The organism is Flavobacterium cupriresistens (assembly GCF_020911925.1).
Taxonomy (GTDB): Bacteria; Bacteroidota; Bacteroidia; order Flavobacteriales; family Flavobacteriaceae; genus Flavobacterium; species Flavobacterium cupriresistens.
Genome location: NZ_CP087134.1, coordinates 4,371,250 through 4,391,567, shown reverse-complemented (window position 1 = coordinate 4,391,567; position 20,318 = coordinate 4,371,250). Strand labels below are relative to the sequence as shown.

11 protein-coding genes are annotated in these 20,318 nt (G+C 37.8%); 3 read left to right on the top strand and 8 right to left on the bottom strand.

Annotated features, from left to right (window positions below):
- Positions 1-116: 116 nt before the first annotated feature.
- From LNP23_RS17955 to LNP23_RS17945, 3 genes are all read left to right on the top strand, one after another.
- On the top strand, positions 117-4,082 hold the full coding sequence (locus LNP23_RS17955) for a family 16 glycosylhydrolase (protein WP_230002268.1): 3,966 nt from the start codon (positions 117-119) through the stop codon (positions 4,080-4,082).
- A gap of 169 nt (positions 4,083-4,251) precedes the next feature.
- Complete coding sequence (locus LNP23_RS17950) at positions 4,252-6,918, top strand: beta-1,3-glucanase family protein (protein WP_230002267.1); 2,667 nt, start codon at positions 4,252-4,254, stop codon at positions 6,916-6,918.
- A 790-nt stretch (positions 6,919-7,708) separates the two neighbouring features.
- Positions 7,709-9,331, top strand: coding sequence for a glycosyl hydrolase family 18 protein (locus tag LNP23_RS17945; protein ID WP_230002266.1), 1,623 nt, complete (start codon positions 7,709-7,711; stop codon positions 9,329-9,331).
- Positions 9,332-9,386: 55 nt separating this feature from the next.
- Here the strand turns inward: LNP23_RS17945 and LNP23_RS17940 are convergent, their stop codons facing one another.
- The 8 genes from LNP23_RS17940 to LNP23_RS17905 form a co-directional block, all read right to left on the bottom strand.
- Positions 9,387-10,037: a VOC family protein gene (locus LNP23_RS17940; RefSeq protein WP_230002265.1), complete on the bottom strand. Its 651-nt coding sequence runs from the start codon at positions 10,035-10,037 to the stop codon at positions 9,387-9,389.
- A 304-nt stretch (positions 10,038-10,341) separates the two neighbouring features.
- The gene (locus LNP23_RS17935) at positions 10,342-11,697 is read right to left on the bottom strand and encodes a DUF3526 domain-containing protein (RefSeq protein ID WP_230002264.1); all 1,356 of its coding nucleotides are present in this window, start codon (positions 11,695-11,697) and stop codon (positions 10,342-10,344) included.
- A 1-nt stretch (position 11,698) separates the two neighbouring features.
- Positions 11,699-13,150: an ABC transporter permease gene (locus tag LNP23_RS17930; protein WP_230002263.1), complete on the bottom strand. Its 1,452-nt coding sequence runs from the start codon at positions 13,148-13,150 to the stop codon at positions 11,699-11,701.
- A gap of 5 nt (positions 13,151-13,155) precedes the next feature.
- Positions 13,156-15,609: a TonB-dependent receptor domain-containing protein gene (locus LNP23_RS17925; protein ID WP_230002262.1), complete on the bottom strand. Its 2,454-nt coding sequence runs from the start codon at positions 15,607-15,609 to the stop codon at positions 13,156-13,158.
- A 29-nt stretch (positions 15,610-15,638) separates the two neighbouring features.
- The gene (locus LNP23_RS17920) at positions 15,639-16,334 is read right to left on the bottom strand and encodes an ABC transporter ATP-binding protein (protein ID WP_230002261.1); all 696 of its coding nucleotides are present in this window, start codon (positions 16,332-16,334) and stop codon (positions 15,639-15,641) included.
- Positions 16,335-16,619: 285 nt separating this feature from the next.
- A complete protein-coding gene (locus LNP23_RS17915; RefSeq protein WP_230002260.1) occupies positions 16,620-16,970 on the bottom strand; it encodes a hypothetical protein in 351 nt (116 codons plus the stop codon).
- 699 nt (positions 16,971-17,669) lie between these two features.
- A complete protein-coding gene (gene pdxR, locus LNP23_RS17910; RefSeq protein WP_230002259.1) occupies positions 17,670-19,082 on the bottom strand; it encodes a MocR-like pyridoxine biosynthesis transcription factor PdxR in 1,413 nt (470 codons plus the stop codon).
- A 174-nt stretch (positions 19,083-19,256) separates the two neighbouring features.
- Positions 19,257-20,273 (bottom strand): LLM class flavin-dependent oxidoreductase, encoded by a 1,017-nt coding sequence (locus tag LNP23_RS17905; protein ID WP_230005167.1) that lies wholly within the window; start codon positions 20,271-20,273, stop codon positions 19,257-19,259.
- Positions 20,274-20,318 lie beyond the last annotated feature (45 nt).

Here is a 20,318-nt window from a genome sequence, read left to right as displayed (position 1 = left end):
GTCTTCAGGGTAGTTTATTTGTTAATATTGTGAATTATTATCAGAAAAATCAGTCCATTTTTTGCAAATTGACTTTTTGATTTGATGGTATTCTTTACTAACAAAAAACTAAAAAAATGAATCAAAAAAACTCTTTTTTCGGCCGACCACCGAGAAGCAATTGCAATTATCTGAAAAGGTGTTTTATTATGGCTCTGGTAGCCTTGTCCCCTTTTCTAAAACTACAGGCACAATGTAATACACTCGTTTGGGCAGACGAGTTTAACGGAACCACAGTAGACGCCACAAAATGGCAAAGTATTTCCGGAAACGGCTGTCCCACTCTCTGTGGCTTTGGGAACGCTGAAGCACAACGTTACGATCCAAATCAGGCGACTATTGTTAAAGAAGGAACAAACAGTTACCTTAATATTGAGGCGAAATATGAGCCCAGTGCAGCATTCCCGCAACAGCCCTATTCATCAGCAAAACTAACTACTGAGGGCAAATATTCTTTGAAATACGGAAGAGTGGAAGCCCGTATGAAATTATCTTCAGGTATGGGCGCATGGCCCGCATTCTGGATGTTGCCTGCCGGTGTATCCAATTGGCCGTATACTGGTGAAATTGATATTATGGAAGCGAAACACAGGAATCCAAAGTCTGTTGACGGAACCATTCATTATGACGGTGGAGGCTACCATTACACCGGTAGGAGTTACACTTCTCCAACAGATTTGTCTACAGAATTTCACGTATATGCTGTAGAATGGGGACCTAATAGTATTAAATGGTTTATTGATGGAAACTTATTTCATACAGCAACTCCAAACACCACTGTAAATGGCGGCTGGCCTTTTAATGATAATAATTTTTATATTATTTTGAATTTGGCTGTCGGTAGTTTAGGAACGCCATATACAAGCGTCAACGGAGCAGGAGTGGAGCCAATTCCGGCTGATTTTCCATCAAAATTGCAAGTTGATTATGTTCGTGTGTACGATGGAAGTTTTACGCATGGAGTAACCGGTGATGCAAAAGTATATCATAACGAAACAGGAAAAACCTATACGCTGAATGCGATTGCCGGAGCAAGTTACAATTGGACCGTACCATCCGGTGCGACGATTACTTCTGGGCAGGGAACCAATACGATTACAGTTAATTGGGGAACTACAGGAGGAGACATTGCCGCTGTGGCAACTGTTTCCGGTTGCAATGCCACAACCTATAAACTGGCCGTAACTACAGAAGTGCCTTTACCGGTTGAGAAAATCCACGAAGATTTTCAAAGCAATAGAAATGTGCTTTATCCGCTTAAGACGGGTGTTTTAACTGAAGCGGTAGCAAATCCGTCCGCTACGGGTGTAAATACCTCTGCTTTGGTTGGAAAATACGTTCGTAACGCTTCTGAATTGTATGATGTGGTAAACATTAAAAATCTAACCATTACCAATGCCAATGATTATGTTTATGGAAGAAAAAAACTCTCTTTTGATATTTATACTTCCGCTCCGGTGGGAACTAAAATTTCCATGCAACTCGAAAACAGTCTCGTAACAACGGCAACTAATTTTCCGTACGGAAGACATAGTGGTTACAAAGCGACTACAACCGTACAAAACAAATGGGAAACGATAGAATTTGAATTCGAAAAAGTAATTGATGCCAACACAAGTGCTTTGGCGATCAATACCGTTGTGCTTCTTTTTGAGTCCAATTCTAATTCGGGAGCGACCTATTATATTGATAATTTACTGACGAAAGCAGCTCCCGAAAAACCAATTATTGCCACAACGGTGCTGCAGAATTATGATGGCATTAATACAATTATAAAAGGAACAACGACCGGAACGTATTCGGTGGTAGCCAATCAGGGGTCTAATTCGGTTAACGCTTCCGCGAATGTGGCGAAGTACGTTAGAAATGTAACAGAGCAATACGATGTGTTGTTTTTTAATACGCAAAATACAATCGAAGATGCCGGTTTATTAAAAAATCAGACCAATAAAATCATGATTGATGTGTATACTTCGGCGCCGGTTGGGACTGTGGTGAGTTTAAATTTAGAGAATAGTGCAACCTCACTTCCTGCGAATTTTCCAATAGGAAGAAACAGTAATTATGTCGCCATAACATCCAAACAAAATCAATGGGAAACCTTGACATTTTATTACAATTCGAGCCCTGACGAAGGAACTTCTAATCTGGCAATTAACCAAATGGTGTTATTGTTTAACTCAGGATCTTACACGAGCGATACGTATTATTTTGACAATATCAGAATTGGTTCTACAAAATTACCGGATACGTATACTGCCGGAGTCGTTTATGAGGATTACCAAACCATACACAATATTACTTTTAGAGACGCAATTGGAACCTATACAGCCAATGCTGCAAATCCGAATGCAAGCGGAATCAATACATCCTCTAATGTTGGTAAATACGTAAGGAAAGCAACAGAGCTGTATGATAATTTTTCGTTTAATTCAACTTTGACCAATATTGGAGATTTCAAAAGCGGCACCAAAAAATTTGCAATGGATGTCTATACTTCGGCTCCGGTTGGATCTGTAATCTCGTGGCAGGCAGAAAGCAGTGCTTCGATTCCGTCTAATTATCCTGTGGGAAGACATAGCATTTATCAGGCCGTAGTAAAACAAACCAATAGCTGGCATACTTTGGTGTTCTCTTATGCAAGTGCACCCGATGCCTCTACTTTAAACAGCGAAGTAAATCGTTTCGTTTTCTTAGTAGAACCGGGAACGAATTCCGGAAGCACCTATTATTTTGATAACATCAGAAGTGTCAATTTAGTGAGCACCGAGAATCCAACGGCTACTTTACCTGCTCCGTGGATTAGTACTGATTTAGGGGCTGTGACTCCGGCTGGTGAAGCCACTTTTTCCGCCGGAACATTTACCGTAAAAGGATCCGGAACAGATATTTGGGAATCAAGTGATCAATTTCAGTATGTAAACCAATCCATAACAGGTGATGCCGAAATTATCGCGAAAGTAAATTCATTGACCAATACCAGTACGTATGCCAAAGCGGGCGTAATGTTCCGTGAAACGCTTTCACCGACTTCTAAACACGCTATGACTGATGCCAGTGCAGGAGCAGGAATAGAGTTTTTGTCAAGAGATACTACTTCCGGGACGACGATTTTTGAGGGTGTTGGAGGAGCAGCACCAAAATGGGTTCGTTTGGTAAGATTAGGTAATGTATTTACCTCATATACTTCAGATAACGGAACTACATGGACTCAGATTGGAACAGCAAGAACGATTGCAATGGCCAATACAATCTATGTGGGTATGGCGGTAACATCGCATGCAAATGGTACATTAGGAACTGGAATATTTAGTGATGTACTTGTTCGAAATATTGTTCCAAGTACCAATACCAATCTGGCTTTAGGGAAAACAGCAGTAGCTTCAACAGAAGAAAATACGACACTTTCAGCTGCCAAAACAACAGATGGAGACGCTACAGCAACAAGATGGGCGAGTTCTTTTGCAAATGCTACCGAATGGATTTATGTCGATTTAGGAAGTACTTACAACATCAATCGAGTGGTATTAAAATGGGAAGCTGCTTTCGCAACCCAATACAAAGTACAGATTTCTGCAGATGCTACTTTCACAGAAAATGAAACCGTTACTACACAAACAGCAAGCGACGGAGGAACCGATGATTTAGCCGTAAGCGGATCAGGAAGATACATTAGAGTTTTATGTACCGCAAAAGCGTTGGCACCTTACGGATATTCCTTGTACGAAATAGAAGCTTACGGAGCTGCGGCAGCGGCTAAAAAAGTTGCAGTTACTAAAGACATTTCTCCTGATAGGGAAGTAACTGAGGTATCCATTTATCCAAATCCAGCAAATGAGTATATCGAGCTTTCAGTTCCTGCGAAATTAACCAATAAAGAAGTTACGATTCATGACCTGGCAGGTAATCTGGTAGCAAAAAGCCGCATGGATACTGCGGTTGAAGAAAAGGTTATCGATATTAGCCGACTTCCAAAAGGAATCTACATTTTAAATTTTAGTTCCGATCAGAAAAGCGTTACTAAAAAAGTAATTAAAAAATAAACAGCAATCCGTCAGGTGTATTTTGATTTAAGAAAAGCTAACGGTTCAACGCCGAAGTTTAAAGAGAAAAAGGCCACCAAATAACACCTGACGGATTACCAAAAATCATTTCTTTAAAAGTGATTTTCAGAGTTTTAAAGAATAAGTAATCATCCCAAAAACTTTAGATATGAAAAGAATTAAACTTTACCGAATTTCTTTGCTGATAACGCTGCTTTTGGTGTTCTCCAATTTAATGTACGGTCAGGGCCCGATTCCCTTTACCATAAGCAATACTTCTACTTTTAATGATAACGAGTTGTACGTAGCCATAGTCGGAATTGATTACACAACTGGAAATCATGTTTGGGTAAATGCCAAAACAAGTCAGGTTTTACCAATGAATTCGTCGTACAATACGGTTACAGGGCCAACAATTGGCGGAAATACCGGACCGGGACAAAACTCAAAATATGCCAACTGTTTTACAAAACTGAGTGAAATTCCAAACAAAACCTTCACTTTGCCACAAATTGCAGGTTGCCGTGTTTTTATTTCAAAAGGACAACAATTGTACTTTTATTTCTTTGGGGCGAGTGGCGCTCCATCAGGATATACTTCACCAAATCCGTTGAATGCAACAGATCCCAATCAGGGAATTTTATATGAAATCATCGAACTTACCAATAACCAATATGGTTTCTTTGGAAATCCGTCAAGAGTAGATTCGTATAAATATCCAATGGGATTGGAGTTGTTTGGCGCAAACGGTTATCAAAAACGTGTAGGGGAATTAAAGAAACATGCTGATATAGTGGCTGCTTTTAAAGCCAATGTACCGTCAGAATTTCAAGGTTGTGTCAATGATGCTACTGGTGAAATTACTGCACCCTCAAAAACACCTGCCTTTGCTGATGGAACCGGAGGAACTACAGTTGGACCTCAGGCGAATTATCTAAAATCATATATCGACGCAATCTGGAATAAATACAAAAACGAAGATTTGATCTTTTATGCTGGAGATGCCGGAGTTTTTAAAGGCAGAGTTATAGGAGAACAACTTGAGGTTGTCGGACAATCAGGAGGTTTTGTGGGCCGTACGGGACGTGTACAAAGCAGACCTACAACGCAGGAAGCTCTTGAAGGGAAAGGGGTATTAGACAGAAGATTGGTTGACGGAGATTTAGACCTTGTAGTTCAGGCACAGTTAACGGCTGCTATAAACAGACACGTTGTGAATGTTACCACAACAAATCCGGGACAGCAAAACTGGTACAATGCATCACAATTTTATCAGGTAAATCCAACGAATCATTATTCTAAATTTTGGCATTTGCCGGGCATTAGTGTAGACAATTTGGCTTACGGATTTGCTTATGATGATGTAGCAGATCAGTCGCCATCCCTTCATTCGCCTCAACCAACCAAGGTAATCGCAACTTTTGGAGGTTATGCCGGAACAGTTCCTTCAGTACCCGCAACGACAGATGTGATTACAGTTTATAAAGATTGTAACTATACCGGATTCTCAGGCGGACTGACCATTGGTGATTACAATTTAGCACGTTTAAACACACTTGGAGTTTTGAATGATGATATTTCATCGCTAAAAATCACACAAGGTTTTCAGGCTATTTTGTATCAGGATGATAATTTTACAGGAACTTCAACAGTAATTAATTCGGATAACTCTTGTCTGAATACAACCTGGAATGATAAAGTGACTTCGGTTAGAATTATAGCAAACGGAACTACAACTTTAGGAAACGCGACCTATTATTTGCAAAACAGAAACAGCGGACTTAATATGGACGTTTGGAATGCCAGTACGGCCATTGGTGCTAATGTTGCGCAAGGAGCTGCTAACAATGGAAACAATCAAAAATTCACCTTCACACACTTAGGGGATGGAATGTATAAAATTATAGTAAATCACAGTGGTTTGTCATTGGATGTAAATGGTTTTAATAAAGCAAATGGTGCCAATGTAGAGCAATATCCATACAATGCAACGACCAATCAACAGTTTGTTTTAGTTTCAACCGGTGACGGGTTTTATAAAATTGTGGCACGTCACAGCGGCAGAATTGTTGAGGTAGCGGGTGCCAGTACAACAAATGGAGCCAATGTACAGCAATGGGACAATAACAACCAGACTTGTGGACAGTGGAAACTAATTCCGGCGCCGACCTTGCAAACGTCCGTTTTAATTCAGGCTGAAGATTATTCGGCTATGAACGGAATTCAGGTAGAAGCTACAACCGATACCGGTGGAGGTTCTAATGTTGGTTATACAGAAACAGGTGACTGGATCGCTTACAACAGTATTAATTTTCCAACAACAGGTTCTTATTTAATCGAATACAGAGTAGCAAGTGCCGTAACAGGAGGCAGATTATCTTCGGATTTGAATGGCGGAACAATAGTGTTAGGGAGTGTTGATATTCCGAATACAGGAGGATGGCAAAACTGGCAAACGGTATCTCAGACCGTAAATGTAAATGCGGGTACTTATAACTTTGGGATATACATTCAAAATACCGGAATGAATATCAATTGGATTAAAATCACAAAAGTTGGTGCTGCTGCAAAAACAGCAGTAATAAAAACGACGGAGGAAGAACCGATTGCAACGGAACTAAGTGTTTATCCAAGTCCGGCAGAAAATACTCTTTTTGTTACCACTACAGTAAACGGACAGCAAGTTAGCATTGTAGATTCGCAAACAGGAGCTGTAGTTTCTCAGCAGAAAATCAGCAACAACAGTATGGATGTTTCCCGTTTAAAAACCGGAATTTATTTCGTGGTTTTGGAGAAAGACGGTAAGAAAACGGTAAAACGTTTTATCAAAAAATAATTTTAGAGGAGTAGGAGCCTTGAACACTTCGAATTAGAAATGTTTAGGGCTTTATCGGGGTGCAGTTTTTAAAAAAAAATTAACACGAATTGCACGAATTGGCACTAATTATTTTTTTGTGCCACGAATTTCACAAATTGGCGCGAATTGTTTTTTTGCCAAAGATTAAAAAGATTTGCACAGATTGTCACTTCACAGTTGACCCGAATTAATTAGTGTAATTCGTGTTTAATTTTTTTGCGTAACAGATTATCAAAGCATTTTGCAGTAAATTTTACAGTTACCCCGAGTCAATTAGTGTAATTCGTGCAATTCGTGTTTAATTTTTTGCGTCACAGATTATCAAATCATTTTGCAGTAAATTTCACAGTTACCCCGAGTTAATTAGTGTAATTCGTGCAATTCGTGTTTAATTTTTTGCGTCACAGATTATCAAATCATTTTGCAGTAAATTTTACAATTACCCCGAGTCAATTAGTGTAATTAGTGCAATTCGTGTTTAATTTTTTGCGTCACAGATTATCAAAGCATTTTGCAGTAAATTTTGCAGTTACCCCGAGTCAATTAGTGTAATTCGTGCAATTCGTGTTTAATTTTTTGCGTCACAGATTATCAAATCATCTTGCAGTAAATGTCACAGTTACCCCGAGTTAATTCGTGCAATTCGTGTCTAATTTTTTTTACGTAACAGTTCATTAATCATTTTAATCCTTTAATCTGTGGCATTTTTTTTCTTATAGATGCACCGGGTTATCTTTATTTATTAAGTAACTATTTAAAAAAGAACATTATGAAAAACAACTACAGAAGAATGCCACTGAAATGGACCATCATTTTGGTACTTGGAGTTTTCAATCTTTCAATTGCTCAGAAAAAAGTAATTGCGTATATCCCCAACTGGATAGATCTGAACGCATTTTCGAGTAGCGTGCAGTACGGGAAATTAACACACATTAATATCGCATTCGAAAATCCGGATGCCAATGGTTATCTGACTTTCAATTCCGGAAGTAATACGATTATAAACGCTGCACATTCGCAAAATGTAAAAGTTTTTGTTTCCCTTGGAGGAGGTGCCGTTTCTGAAGGTGGTGCTATCCGTGATAATTATTTTAATCTCATCACACCCGGCAACAGAACGGCCTTTATTCAGAAAATCTACGATTATGTGGTGGCTCATAATTTTGATGGAGTCGACATGGATTTAGAAGGTCCGGCAATTAACGGGGATTATGGAGGTTTTGTAATTGCGCTGGCAGCTAAACTACATGCTAATGGTAAACTCATTTCAGCAGCGCTTTCAGAAGGGTATGGCGGAGCCAATGTACCTACTGCTACTTTTGCCGCTTTTGACTGGATAAATATCATGGCTTACGATGCGACGGGTCCATGGGCACCCAACAGCCCGGGGCAGCATTCTCCTTACAGCATGGCGGTTAATCAGTTTAATTATTGGACAGGAAGAGGATTACCGGCAAGTAAAGCTATAATCGGGCTGCCTTTTTATGGATATGGTTTTGGAGCTTCAGCCAATCAGGGAATCTCTTATGCAAATATTGTAAATCAATATCCGGGAGCCGAAAATGTGGATCAGGTTGGAAATACGATTTACTACAACGGAATTCCAACGATCAAACAAAAAACAACTTTTGCCGTTCAAAATGCCGGTGGAGTTATGATTTGGGAATTATCACAGGATGCAGTTGGTTCAAAATCATTATTGACAGCCGTAAATCAGGTAATTGTAGGTAGTCAGCCTCCGGGAACGGGAACTTTGATTCAGGCAGAAAATTATTCGGCTATGAGTGGCGTTCAAACCGAAGCTACTACAGATACGGGTGGAGGTTTAAATGTTGGTTATGCTGACACAGGAGATTGGATGGCCTATTACAACATCAATTTTCCGACATCAGGTTCTTATGTGATTGAGTACAGAGTAGCAAGTGCCGTTTCAGGAGCAAGATTATCGTCAGATTTGAGTGCAGGTGCGATTCAACTTGGAGCTGTTAATGTACCTAATACAGGAGGATGGCAAAACTGGCAAACCATCACGCAGACGGTTAACGTAAATGCCGGAACTTATAATTTCGGAATCTACATTCAAAATTCCGGTGTGAATTTAAATTGGTTCCGAATCACAAAATCGGGTGCTGCTTTAACGGCAAAAACGGCTTCTCAGGAAAAAATCGAAAGCCTGACTGTTTATCCAAATCCAACTGAAGAAGTACTTTTCTTTACGGCAGAGGTTTCAGAAGCCAACGTGAGTGTGATAAATGCACAGGATGGTGCTACAGTTTCACAACAAAAAGCCACTAACAACAGCATTGATGTTGCGGGTCTAAAAAGCGGAATCTATTTGATTTTAGTAGAAAAAGACGGAATCAAAACAGTAAGACGTTTTGTTAAAAAATAAGCCCTGTTGTATAAAAAAAATGCTGCCATCTTACGGCAGCATTTTTTTATTTAAACTAAAATTGGAGGTTAATTATCGCTCCGTTGTTTTCTACTTTTACCTTAGTTGTATTCCTTTCTGATGGGGTTTGAGTGGGGTACCAATTCCGATTTGGTTTTACAATAATCAATAAACCTTCATCATCACCAATGGCAGAAAAAATGGCACTATTAGAATTTTTTGTAAAGAAACCCAAGCCGTATTTTGTTTCTAATTCGGTACCTAATTCGAGCGGATTATGATGGACTATCCCGATCTCACTGATATTCAAAATAGATTTGGAATTGAATGCTGCGGTCTGACTATTGTTGAGGTCATGTCTAGCGATAAACTCCAATAAATTGCCATTATTATCGTAAAAGTAAATGGCGTTGGCATTCCAATTTTCAAAGTTTGTAATTACTTTTTCATCTTCAATCGGAATAATGTTCACTTTGTTTTTACACCATTCAATGGCTTCGTCAAGTTTGTTTTCAGGTATATTAAATGCAAAATGATAGATAGAGTCAAATTCGGGATCTTCAATGAATTTAAGAACAGAATTTCCTGCCTGAACAGTAACAGATTCAGTGCTTTTTTCAATAATCGAAAGTTCTAAGATGTCCTGATAAAATGCAGCAGTTGCAGCAACATTATTTGTTATAATCTGAAGGTGTTCTAATTTCATAATCGCAATTTTTAAATAAGAAGAAAACTTCTTTTCGTTTAAAACAAATTTAAAAAAGGACAATGGTATTCTGATGAACGGATCATCTTATACTTTGATAAGGCAATAACGAATTGTTATGAAAAAAGTACTGTTGTTATTCTTTTGTTTATTTAAATTGAATAATCCTACTATGTCGTTGAGTCCAATTAATTTGGAAAATAAATTTTTCTTTGTTCAGTTGATTTTTAATGAAATCATCTGTACCAATCGAACCCAACGGCCTAGTATAAACTGATATTACTTGCAGAATTTAAATCTGTTTTTAAAAGTTATGTAATCTGTTGTTCCTAAAATTCATCCACCCAAAAAACAGCAATACTAAATTGAATAGCAACAAAGGCAAGAAGGCTTTTGAGAATTTAATTTCTGATGGGTCTGTAAAAGTCTCCACTTTAAACTGATCCCATTTTTGCTGATTTACAGGAGTATTATCAAATATTTTTGGATAAAAATGCAGACGCAGTTTTTCATGAAATTGTTTGGTTTCTTTTAAAAATAGAAGTTGATTGCCTAAATCTGATTTCGCAATTTCATTCAATTGAATTTGGGTATGCAAAGTCGGAACGAATAATGCAATTGTCTGACTGGCTTTATTTCGTTGTTCCAATTTTGTTTCCAGTTCTCTAGATTGTTGTGCCGAATCATCATCACCCGCCTGTTGCATTGCATAATACCAAAGCCAGTTAAATTCGGAATCGGGTAAAGGATAATTTTTAAATTGAGGATAATGCGCATAGAACTTGTCCAAGGTTATTTTTTTGTCCATATCCCATTTTTCGTGATAAGCATTTCTTTGTTTTAAGGTCAATTCCAGAGCCTCTGGTACCGGATATTTATTGACAATATAAGTATTGATTACGGCCGGCAAAATAATAATAAGAAACAGCCAGACGGTCAATAAAATAACCGCATTAAAGTTGGAATTCTTTTGAAGAGAAACGATATAAAAACAAATCGAAAACCAAAAAAGTAGGTATAAAATGGCAAGACCATAGAAAACCAAAAAGGATTTGTCAAGGGGAATATTCAACAATAAAACAGCTATAAAAAGTACAATTGTTAGAAGCCCCAATAGACTTAAGATTCTGATTTGAAACAATTTTAAAATGTATAAAAAAGTGTTTTGACTCTGCGTTGCTACAATTTTCCAAGTACCGCTTTCTTTTTCTTCAGAAATCAGATTGTATGAAAATGCGATAATCAATAGCGGAAAAAGATAAATCAAAACAAAACTGAAATCAATGTTTCCGGATAATAAATTAGCAGGATTATTAAGTTCAGCATCGTATTTCTGCGCTTCCAAACCACGAATGGTAACACTCTGAACCGACGGATTTACATCGCGTTGTCCGATCGCGAGACTACTGATTGGAAAGGTTTTATTGACAAGAGAAAATTTAATATAATAAAGCAGAAGTCCGATCTCCTCTTTATGAAAAGCGGCATTTCGGGCAATATGCTCTTTCTGATAAAGGGCTGCTTCTGTTATCGAATTTTGCTGTTTACTTTGAAATTGCTGTCCAATTATAAGACTTATAATTCCGATGAGTAACAAGAAAAGCAAGCCAATTTTGGTTCCTTTAGATCGTATGAAATTTTTAAATAGTAATACTAACATATTAGATGGCTTTAAGGTTTTTAGCTGCAATGCGAAGAAGAACAAACAGCAGGCTAATCCAGAGAATAATTGAAATAATGGAAATGATTTCGCTTTTTAAAACGTCCCGAATGTCCTTTGGTTCATAATGAAATTCTTCGAGATCTGCCCAATGTTCTTTGCTGATGGCGAGTGGTTTGTCTGTTGCTGCGGGCTTTTTATTGCTGATGTACTTAATTTGTAAAGCATTCATTTTTTGGGCCATAGTGTAACGATAGTCCTCCGCTTGTTTCTGAAAATCGATATGTGAATCATAGTCCGTCGTAGACAACCCCATTGACAAATTTTTTATCGCGATATAGGGATTAAAAAAAGAAACAGTTTTAGAGAAACGGTTTTGTTTTTCGTAGACCTTAAGTAAAATTTCCAGATGTTGATTGTATATTTTTGAACTGATTTTTTCGCCTTCCGTCATAATAAAACCGGAATAATTGAAGGGCAGTTGCTGTACAGAATCAACCTTGTAGAGAGTTAACAAGGAGTCTTTTATTGCTTTGTAATGCAAATCATTAGGATTATGGCTGTCTCCTTGTTTCAGAATGTCTTTCTCGATATCGCTATTGAACCGGATTTTTGATGGGGCTTCATATATATACGCACCGATGGCCTGAGTAGTTCTGGGCAGAATGATTGTAAATACTAACCAGATTCCAATAAGACTGATTAGTGCTTTTTTTGAAGTTTTACTTGCCGCGGAAACCAAAACTGCTATGGCACAGAAAAAAATCAGGTAGATAAAATGAAACGCAATGAATAAAAGCATTTTTAGCATTTCATCAACAGATATAGTGAAATTTTGAAGGAATAACCATAACAAAACCAATACCAGCAGAGTCGGAATAAAAAGAAGCATGATGACGGAGACCACACCCAGTATTTTCCCGATCAGTAATTGTTTCCAATTAATACCCTGACTGAAAAGCAATTTTAAGGTCCCGTTTTCTCTTTCGGCTGCGACCGAATTAAAACCTATAAAAAAGATTAATAAAGGCAGTAATATTTGTAAAACCATAGCAATGCTGATTTCTCCAAAACGCAGCATGCTGTTTGAAAATCCGGCCTCAGAAAAGTTGGCTGTGTTTTGTTTATGTGCTTCAAGGAATATGGCATTTCCGAAAAACGGTTCCATTCCAAATTCAAAAACACTTAAGGAGCTACTTTTTCTAAAGGCGAAATTCCCGTAATGCGCCATTCGGTGTGGGTTTTTATCGGGATTACTCAACCAGTCTTCTCTCGATTCGTGTTGGTATTTTTCGCTGGTTTCATTTTGGCTGGTATAATTTTCCCAACCCGAAAAAGCGGCATATAACAATAAAGCACCAATAAAAAGTGTAATGAAATAAAAAGCTTTGTTTTTAAGAATAGCATTTTTTAAATGATTCGCGATTAAAAACTCCAGATGTAGTGTTTTCATGCAGATTAAAATTTATAGGTTACGGTAAGGCTATAATTTCTTGGTGCTCCGGGAAACAAACGCAAATAATTCTGAGCGCCCAACCAGTAGGTTTTATTGAATAAATTACCGGCGTTTAAAGCAATTTGCATATTGCTTTTATTGGGTTTATAGTACAAAGCAGCGTCAAAAACAGTAAAATCAGGAAGCGTAAAATCCCTGGTAAACCACGGTATTTTGCTACTTTGATATTGCAGTCCGAAACCAATTCCCAAATCTTTCAAAGCCGAATCAGAAGCAAAGTTGTAACGTGTCCATAAGTTGGCACTGTTTTTTGGTGTATTTTGTTTTCTGGCGCCAATTAAAGAGGTATTGCGGTCATTGGTAATTTTAGCATCAATATAACTGTACGAAACATTTATTTGCCAATCGGGAGTAATGTAACCCGCCAGATCACATTCAAAACCACGACTACGCTCAGCACCTCTGGTTACCAATAAATCCGGATGAACAGGATCATTGGCATTCATTAAAATATTGCGTTGATTGATCTCGTAAATTGCGGCGTTAAAACTCATCTTACTAGCAAAGAAAGTGGCCTTAAGACCTAATTCTTTTAAATTGCTTTCGAGCGGATCAAACAAACTGCCGGCAGGTAAAGAGCCTGTTTGAGGCATTAATGTTGTAGTATTCGATTGTGGCTGATAACCTTCCAAATAAGTGGTATAAACATTTACGGCTTGGTTAACAGCGTAAGTAACTCCGACACGTGGCAACAGAGCTGATTTTTTTACCGTCAGTTCGTTATTTGATTCATAGTTGGTAATGTCTTCAAACCATTCCTTTCGAAGTCCAAGTAAAAAAGTGAATTTCTCCCATTGAATAAGATCCTGAATATAAAGAGCATTGGTCGCAGTCAAAGCGGATGGTAAGGCTGTTCTAACATTCAATATATAATCTTCCGGACTCCTCATCGCATAAGAAGGGTTGTTTAAGTCAAAAAAGGAAACATTGGGTTTTGGTAAAACTACCCCATTTACGGTTGTGGTCTGATAATTAGAAGCATTTGCCAATATAAAAGAGCCCGCTACCGTTCCGTCTTTCAATACATAACCTCTTGCCGCATTTTGTCCACCGCCTTTGTTTTTATTCCAACTGCTCAGATCATAACCTACTAATAATTTATGATTTAATTTTCCGGTTTTATAATCAAAATTAAAAAAAGCACTTAGATTGTCAATGTCCCAATATTGCTGGCGTTGTACAAACTGCATCATAGCAAGACTTGTTACGGGTTTATTATTGATGTCTACCGCAAAGGCATTTGTAGTCCTGTGTTCCTGAAGATCTTCGGTCCAGGTTTGTTTCATATAGGTAGCATTAAAACCAATTTTCGAATTGAATTTATGGACAAAGTTTGTCGTTAAAATCATTTCCTTTGATTTAAAGTAATCCCCGGAAGCTCCCAGATTTAGACTAATCGGAGTTTGTTTTAAATTGGTTACACCGGCAACAGCCCCAAATATAGGCTGACCTCTGTCAAGGGTTCCCGTCATATCACTAATAATTAATTCGGTATTAATGGCCGTTTTTTCATTCGGAATATAACTGAACGAAGGAGAAATTAGAAAGGATTTGTTGGATACTAAATCCCGATACGATTTGGCTTCCTGATAGGCTGCATTAACACGATATAAAAGTGTTTTGGAGTCGTTTAAAGGGCCGGTGAAATCTAAAGTTCCGCGTAACGTACTAAAACTTCCAACGCTTAAACTAACTTCTTTACGATCAGTAGCCAAGGGTTTTTTGGTAACCAGATTGATACTTCCGCCAGGGTCGGCAGAGGAGAAAGTAGCACTTGACGGACCTTTAATGACTTCAACACGCTCGATATTATTCGTTAGAGGCTGAAGAAAATAATATTGTCTTGTACGCATTCCATTGATGATTTGACCTTCTTCATTCTGGCTGATTCCGCGAATGGTGTATTGGTTGTAATAACTGGCCGGAATTACGCCGCTGGCCATTTTTACAGCATCAGCGAGATAAAAAGCACCTTTATCAGCAATTAATTCTTTGGTTACAGTAGCAATAGATTGTGGAATATCTTTGTTTAATACAGCTGTTTTTGTTGCTGCAAAAGAATAATCGCTATTGTATTTTTTTGTAGCTCGACCAACAATTTCGACGGTTTGTAATTCATTGAGGGTTGTTTCCAATTCAATAGTAAAAAAATCTGAACTAGAAGTAATGCGCTGCGTTTTGTAACCCGTAGAAGTAATCTCAAGTATTCCTTCTCCTTCCAGACTAAAATTTCCATATTGATCTGTTATGGTCTCTTTGCCGGATTGGAGTACTTTTATGTTAACTTTTGCAATCGGTTCTTTGGTGTCAAAAGCTATGATTTGTCCCTTAATAACTTGGGATTGCCCGTAGTTTATGCCAATTATTAAAAAGAATAGGGAGAGTAAATGTTTCATTTTTTTGATGGTGAAAACTGTGTTTTCTTTTATACGGTTTGTAAATACAAGTTTTCTAATTCGTTGGCCGAAATTTTGCTGGCCTCGATAATGGTCATTAGATTTCCTTGTTTCATGATTCCGATATGTGTAGCAACTTCTCTAGCTCTGAAAATATCGTGTGTTGCCATAAGTATTGCGGTTCCGTCTGCAGAGAGTTCTTTTAAGATTTGTGAAAACTCATTTGAAGCTTTGGGATCAAGGCCGCTTGTAGGTTCATCTAACAGGAGCACTTTAGCCTTTTTAGCAATCGCAATTGCAATTCCAACCTTTTGTCGCATTCCCTTAGAATAGCCCCCAAGATTTTGACCGTGTGCTGTAATTTGCAAACCCGCTTTGGTCAGAAAATAAGTTAATTCTCCGATTGAATAGTTGAATCCGGCCAGAGACGAAAAGAATTTCAGGTTTTCTATCCCGGTAAGATTAGGGTATAACATTACAGTTTCCGGAATATATGCCACGTGTTTTTTGGTTTCCTGCGCATTTTCCGTAACCGAAATATCGTTTATTTTTAAAGTTCCACCTGTGGGTTGTATAAAACCCAAAAACAGATTAATCGTAGTTGTTTTTCCTGCGCCATTTTGTCCCAAAAGGGCGAAAATTTCTCCTTTTTTGATGGTTAGATTTAAAGCATTTAAAGCGATCTGGTCGCCATATTTTTTGGTCAGATTTTCTGCTGTAAGCATAATTGTATGAGTTTGGATTTGTTTGATTTTACTATTGTAGGTATAGAAAATCTTTGCCGCTACACAAGGTAACAAGCCAGATTTCTATTGTATTGGAACTATAAATAAGAGGGGTTTACTGAGAATTCTGTCGTTGGATTTCTGTTTTAAACTAAAAAGAAGCGTGTGTTTTAAGTTGTTTTGAACTGGGACGGTTGCAATAAAAACACAACGAAACAATGTCTTTTCCTGATTTTTAGTAAATAGGAAAAAAAAATTTCAGAATTGAAACAAGAATACAGTAAACTAAACTAAAATAGGGGGAGCTCTAAGGGCAAAAAGACTACCTTTAAAGAAGGTTGATACGGCCTTGGTATAAAAGAATACAAAGCTGTTTTCAAAGTTTGTCTTATGGAAAGATAAGGCCTGAAAAGAGTTTGGAATAAACGTACTAAATGCAAAATGACAAATCGAACAGTTGTTCTCTACCGTATGACTGTGCGTTATTTGCTTTTGGTTGGAAGCATAATGGTGATCGCAATGTTTTTCGGTCAATTGCCTGTAAACATGTTCATAAGAATGTATCGTCTGAAACAGCATTGCAAACAACACCGTATAAGACAACAAAAGATTAATTAAAATTACTTTTTTTTTCATTCTTGATTTACAGAAAGTTGGGAGTATGGAAGCCTCTTTTAAGGCTAGGTCTATCGCAACTTTGTTGCAAATATAGAAATCTAAATTAAAAATGCTGTCTTTTTTTTATTCCTGAAGACTAAAAATTATTAACTGTGTTGTTCTGTGAAGCGGAATAAGAGATTTATAGGGCATGATTTATAGTTTTTTAACCGCTGTCCAATTATTTAGTCGTTGATTTTTAAGTATTATGATTTTTCAACAAGGTTTTTTTTTGACCTTGCAGGTTTTTAATAACTCAAATTATACCTACAAGGTCAAAAAAGACCTTGCAGAAAACAGAAAAGCAAATTAAATACCGACGAACATAATTTAAATTTAGAATATTAATCGAGTTCAGGTTCTAACTAAATTGCAGATTTCAAGAGTAATAAAAATTACAATTAATATTTCTCACGCACAATGCATTTAGGCAATATTGCATTTTTTTAAATTGTTTAATTGCCGTTGATTTCAACCAACGAATTCAAAGGGTTTCGGCCAAACCCCAATGTCATTAAGTCGAGAATCGTCAAAAAAGGCTCACGAAGATTTAAGCGGAATGAAATAAAAAAATCCGCAGAATCCGCAAAATCTGCGTGAAAAAATAGCATTAATTTAACGACATTGAGTCAAACCTCGAGGCTCAAAGATACAGAACCGTTTTTCTTGTTTTTAAAATTATAAAATCTTAGCCAAAGCCCTAATTCCTTCTTCCATTTGTTTTTCAGTGAGTGAAGCGTATCCCAATCTAAATCCTGAAATGGCCGGACCAAAGCTAAACTTCTGGGGGCTCATTATCTTGATGCCGCTGCGTTGTAATTTTTCAAAGGTTGCCAGTACATCAATCTCAGAATTTGGGACGATCCAAAAAGCCAATCCTCCTTCGGGTCTGCTGAATGTAATTTTATCTTTGAGATGCTCGGTAAGCAGTCTTTCAAAATAATCTCTTTTCGACTTATAAATGAGATTGGTTTTTTTAAGATGCCTTTTGATTTTACCGTCATTAATAAGTTGTAAAACGGCTTCTTCCATAATATTATCTCCCTGCACATCAATTATTTTTCTGTGTTTGCCTACTTTTTGAATATTCTCAGCAGCACTTACCAAATAACCAATGCGGAGTGCCGGAGCAACAATCTTGCTTAAAGTACCGATATAGACAAAGTTTTTAGCATTGTCATAACTGGAAATTGGCAGAACAGGACGTTGACCAAAATGGAATTCATTGTCATAATCGTCTTCAATTATGGTAAAGTTGTATTGATTGGATAATTCAATAAGCCTCAATCTTTTTTTCAAACTAAGTGTTACCGTCGTCGGAAATTGGTGGTGTGGTGTAACATAGATCGCTTTTATAGTAGGGTATTTTTTTAGATAGACTTCCACCTGATCGATGTCTAAACCATCCGAAGTGACTGCTACAGGCAAAAGCTGTGCATTGGCATTTTCAAAGGCTTCCCAGGCAGGTTGATATCCCGGATTTTCGATCATAATAAAATCTCCTTTTGAGAGTAAACAATGAGAAGCCAGATACATGGCCATTTGGCTGCCTCGCGTAATGCAAATCTGATCTAATGTGATATTCATTCCTCTTTTGAAATTCAACATTTGCACTATTGCTTTTCTGAATTCGATATCGCCAAATTCGTTGCTGTATCCCATGATTTGCCAGCGGGATTTTCTACTAAATATTTCGCGGTAAGCGCGGGCAAGATCATTGGTAGGGGCAAGACTACTGTCGGGATGACCATCATCAAAAGTAAGATAGGGTTTGGTTTCTTCGGAAGTGGCGTTTGCTTTTGTTTCGCGTTTTTTGTCAGAAACAATTTCAGGTAATACATCTGCAATAAAAGTTCCTTTTCGGTCTATGGTAATAAGCCAGCCTTCTGCGATTAAAACATCCAGAGCTTCAATAACGGTATTTCGATTTACATTTAATAAAGCGCCAAGTTGCCTGCTTCCGGGTAATGCATTGCCTTTGGTTAATTTTCCCGATTTAACAGCATTGATAATAGCATCAGCAATTTGCAGATACAGGGCTTTGTCTGATTTTTTGTCTAATTGAATTTCAAGTGACCAAGGTCGTAACATCTGGACTATTTAAAGCGTTGAGAAATAGAATGAGTTGATAGTCCAAATTTACTTCAATTTTTTATTGATTGAAAGGAATTGTTTGTGAGGAGTTAGATATGAAGTATAGAAAATAGATTATAGAGAATAGATGGTAAAGAGCGAAAAATGAAAAATGAAAAGTAAAAACGCTGCTTATTGTAGCAACGGTTTTACTTTTGTTCCGATTAATTCTATTGCGTTCATCAATTGTGTATGAGTAAGCCCTGCATTATCCATCTGGAACGTAAATCTTGAAATGCCTCCAAGGGCTTCACTGTGACGTAAAATTTTCTCTGCTGCCTGCTCCGGACTTCCAAGAACCAAAACGCCTTTTTCGTCGATAAGGTAATCAAATGATGTTTTGGTAACCGGAGGCCAGCCTCGTTCTTTTCCTAATTTAGTCCAAAGTTCGGCATAACCGGGATAATATTCTGTTATAGCACTTTCGGTAGTTGAAGATACATAACCAGGGGAATGTAAACCAACCTTTAAGTCTTCGGGTTGATAACCTGCAGCTTTCCCCGCTTCCCGGTACAAATCAATCAACGGGCGAAATCGGTGTGTTTGCCCTCCAATTACGGCGACCATCAAAGGTAAACCAAGACTTCCAGCTCTGACAAAGGATTCGGGACTTCCGCCAACACCAAGCCAAACGGGTAGTTTGTCCTGTAGCGCTCTCGGATAGACAGGTAAATTATTCAATGCCGGACGGAATTTCCCCGACCAGGTGACAAATTCAGTATCGCGAACTTGCAGTAGAAGTTCCAGTTTTTCTTTAAAAAGAGCGTCGTAATCGTTCAGATTAAATCCAAAAAGGGGATAAGCTTCAATAGAAGAACCACGACCAACTACAATTTCTGCTCTTCCTTTAGAAATTAAATCCAGTGTTGCAAAACTTTGATACAACCGTACAGGATCAGCGGCGCTTAAAACGCTCACGGCACTAGTCAAACGAATTTGTTTGGTGCGTGCTGCGGCTGCACTTAGGATTACAGTGGTAGCAGAATCTAAAAATTCTTTTTTATGATGTTCGCCAATTCCAAATACATCCAGACCAACCTGATCTGCAAATTCAATTCGTTGAAGCAATTGCTCCATTGCCTCTACAGGGCTAAGTCTGTTGTTATCGCCGTACATCGCCGACGCAAAACTGTCTATTCCGATTTCGATCATGTAGTAAAGGTATTAAATTTTGAAATGGTTTGGGTTTGGAAA

What these genes read in the sequence shown, in the direction of transcription:
- LNP23_RS17955 (WP_230002268.1), top strand. Translation starts at nt 117, where the DNA reads ATGAATCAAAAAAACTCTTTTTTCGGCCGACCACCGAGAAGCAATTGC.
- pdxR (WP_230002259.1), bottom strand. Translation starts at nt 19,082, where the DNA reads ATGTTACGACCTTGGTCACTTGAAATTCAATTAGACAAAAAATCAGAC.
- LNP23_RS17935 (WP_230002264.1), bottom strand. Translation starts at nt 11,697, where the DNA reads ATGTTAGTATTACTATTTAAAAATTTCATACGATCTAAAGGAACCAAA.
- LNP23_RS17930 (WP_230002263.1), bottom strand. Translation starts at nt 13,150, where the DNA reads ATGAAAACACTACATCTGGAGTTTTTAATCGCGAATCATTTAAAAAAT.
- LNP23_RS17925 (WP_230002262.1), bottom strand. Translation starts at nt 15,609, where the DNA reads ATGAAACATTTACTCTCCCTATTCTTTTTAATAATTGGCATAAACTAC.
- LNP23_RS17950 (WP_230002267.1), top strand. Translation starts at nt 4,252, where the DNA reads ATGAAAAGAATTAAACTTTACCGAATTTCTTTGCTGATAACGCTGCTT.
- LNP23_RS17940 (WP_230002265.1), bottom strand. Translation starts at nt 10,037, where the DNA reads ATGAAATTAGAACACCTTCAGATTATAACAAATAATGTTGCTGCAACT.
- LNP23_RS17915 (WP_230002260.1), bottom strand. Translation starts at nt 16,970, where the DNA reads ATGAAAAAAAAAGTAATTTTAATTAATCTTTTGTTGTCTTATACGGTG.
- LNP23_RS17920 (WP_230002261.1), bottom strand. Translation starts at nt 16,334, where the DNA reads ATGCTTACAGCAGAAAATCTGACCAAAAAATATGGCGACCAGATCGCT.
- LNP23_RS17945 (WP_230002266.1), top strand. Translation starts at nt 7,709, where the DNA reads ATGAAAAACAACTACAGAAGAATGCCACTGAAATGGACCATCATTTTG.